Source organism: Microcoleus sp. S13_C3 (genome assembly GCF_036700905.1).
In the GTDB taxonomy this organism is placed as follows: Bacteria; Cyanobacteriota; Cyanobacteriia; order Cyanobacteriales; family Microcoleaceae; genus Microcoleus.
Window position 1 is genome coordinate 1 of the sequence record NZ_JAUBPT010000307.1, and the last position, 3,177, is coordinate 3,177.

Annotated in this window: 1 protein-coding gene; it reads left to right on the plus strand. The window is 39.8% G+C overall.

Features of this window, described 5'->3' with window-relative positions; all coding sequences use genetic code 11:
• Positions 1-381: 381 nt before the first annotated feature.
• Positions 382-3,075: a GAF domain-containing protein gene (locus QUA16_RS36145; protein WP_333109621.1), complete on the plus strand. Its 2,694-nt coding sequence runs from the start codon at positions 382-384 to the stop codon at positions 3,073-3,075.
• Positions 3,076-3,177: the final 102 nt, after the last annotated feature.

The following is a 3,177-nucleotide window of genomic DNA, read 5'->3' on the forward strand; positions in this document are numbered from 1 at the left end:
TTATGAATTATCCTGGTTTTTGGCTTTTTGGGTATTCTATTTTATCGTACTTCAACTTGAAGTGCGGAATGTGGGTTTAATAAAACCCAAGGCAATCCGTTTTTCTTAACGCAGCTACTCAAAACCCTTTACTCGGAAAATCTGCTGGTTTATCAGGTAGACACAGACCGCTGGGAGTGGGATATTCAACAAATACAGGCGATTGGCATCGCAGATTTCAATATTGTTGAACTGGTTGCTCGCAATATTCGCAAACTCCCAGAAACAACCCAGAAATCATTAAAATTAGCGGCTTGTATCGGCAACCAATTTAACTTAGAAGTTTTATCAATTGTCAATGAAGAATCAAACATAGCGACGGCTGCTCATTTGTGGGAGGCAATGCAAGCGGGTTTGATTCTGCCGCTGTCTGAAAATTACAAAATTCCTCTAGTGTTTGCCCAGGAAGAGTTGGCATCTATACGCGATATCAAAGTTGACTACAAATTTTTGCACGACCGCGTGCAGCAAGCAGCCTATTCTTTGATTCCAGAGTCAGAGAAAAAAGCCACTCACCTGAAAATTGGTCAACTGCTTCTGAATAATACAACAGAGCAAGAGCGAAAAGATAATATTTTTGCTCTGGTTAACCAACTGAATTTTGGCACAGATTTGCTAACTAATCAGTCAGAAAAAGATGAGTTGGCTGAATTAAACCTGATCGCCGGACAGAAAGCGAAGGCAGCGACTGCATATGAAGCCGCTGTTAATTATTTGAATGTAGGTATAGAACTCCTGAGTCAAGATAGCTGGGAAAGTAGATACGATCTGACATTTACCTTCTATCTGGAAGCGGCGGAAGCCGAATATCTTAATGCTAATTTAGAACGAGCGCAAATTTTGTGCGATCGCACTCTCCAAAAAGCCCAAACAATCCTCGAACAAGTCAAGTTATACGTACTGAAAATTAGGCTTGAACTCGCTAAAAATAAGATTATATCTGCTTTAGATACTGGGCTACAAATCCTAGAAATACTGGGAGTGACAATATCTCAATTACCCCCGCAAGAACTTAATATTGAGGAGTTAGCTACGCTGCCAAAAATGACAGATCCCTACAAGCTAGCGGCTATGGAGCTTTTAGTTCTGATTTTCCCACCAGCTTGCTTCGCAGAAAGCCCGCTATCGCTACCAATTCTATATACTATGATCGAACTTTCTCGTCAGTATGGGAATTCGCCACAGTGTACTTTTGCCTATTCTATTTACGGAGCACTGGTGTCTTGGCTCATACCAGATATAGATTTTGCCTATCAACTTGGTAAACTTTCTTTACAAGTATTGGAGCAGTTAGATGCCAAAGAGTTTCGTTCTAAAATATTGGTTAATGTTTCCATCTGTATTACGCACTTCAAAAAGCATACTAGGGAAACTATAGAACCCCTTCGTCAAGCAATTAATAGCGGATTAGAATTTGGAGATATAGAATATGCTTGTCATGCTGCTGATTACTACTGCGCTCATCTGTTTTTTAATGGCGAGCATCTAGACTACGTGCAAGAACAACAAAAACACTATATTGATTTTGCCGATAATTTTCCCCAAGAATATCAGTTTTATCTGCTCAAAATAATTGGTCAATTAGTCGCAAATTTACGAGGCATAACAGATAATAGCCTAATTTTAACTGGTGAATTTTTGAAGGAGGAAGAAGCTATTGCTTATTTGACAAAAATTAATAATTTAATGTCTTTATTTAGAGTGCTTTTTGCAAAAACCCTACTTTGCTATTTATTTAAAGATTATAAAAATGCTATAATTCATGCTAAAACAGCGTTAAATAATTCAATGCTTGTTGAAGCTAACATTAGCTTTAATAACCATGTTTATTACTATTCTCTGGCTCTTTTAGCTCAGTATTTTCAGGAAAGTGAGGAAAAGCAGCAACAATACCTGAAACAAGTAGAAGAAAATCAGCAAAAGATGAAATATTGGGCGCAACATTGCCCAATGAATTACCAACATAAGTATGACTTAGTAGAAGCAGAAAAAGCCCGCGTCTTAGGGCAAGCTTTCTCAGCAATGGAATATTACGACCGGGCGATAGATGGAGCCAAGGAAAATGGATATGTACAGGATGAAGCCCTCGCCAATGAATTAGCTGGAGAATTCTATTTAGCATTAGGTCGTCAGAAAGTAGCGCGTACCTACCTGATAGACGCTTACTATGCTTATATTCGCTGGGGAGCAAAGGCAAAAGTTAAAGATTTAGAAGAGCGCTATTCTGAATTACTCACACCTATCCTCGCTAGGAAAAACAGCCTGACGAGTGGAAGAGACGAAACGATTGTTGAGACCAGAACCACTGTCACTTCTACCAGTTCAGGTGCTGCAAACGAGCTGGATTTATCAACAATTATCAAAGCCTCCCAAGCGCTCTCAGGGGAAGTTCATTTAGATAAGTTACTCTCCAATTTGATGCAAGTCTTGCTGGAAAACGCGGGAGCAGAAAAATTTTATTTCCTCCTCCCCAATCCAGCAGGTAAGTGGAAAATTGAAGCTCAATGTACAGGTGAAGGAGGTCAATTAATATCCAAGTCAGCGACTGAAAATCAAGTGATACCTATCTCGCTGGTTAATTATGTAGAACGCACGCAAGAAACTCTTGCGATCGATGATGCAACCACTGAAACCAGGTTTGCCTCTGACCCGTATATTATTCAGCAGCGACCTAAATCTATTTTGTGTAGCCCTCTGATTAATCAAGGTAAGTTGGTAGCCATCTTATACCTAGAAAATAATTTAACAGCGGGGGCTTTTACGCGCGATCGCTTAGAAGTCCTCAACATCATTTCCGCCCAAGCTGCGATCTCCATCGAAAATGCCCGTCTCTATCAAACTTTAGAAGAAAAGGTGCAACAACGCACCGCCCAACTCGCCCAAGCAAACCAGGAAATTAGCAGCCTCAATAACAAACTTAAAGCCGAAAACATCCGCCTCAGTGCTGAGTTAGAAGTCACGAAACGACTGCAACAAATGATCTTGCCCAAACAATCAGAACTTGATAAAATTAAAGGATTAGAAATAGCTGGATAAGTAGGTAGGCGGGAAAAAACCAATTTATGTAACAAAATATTAAGTTACCTAATTGGAGTTAAACTTAAGACGTTGCGTAGTGTAATTTCCCCTTTGTCCTCT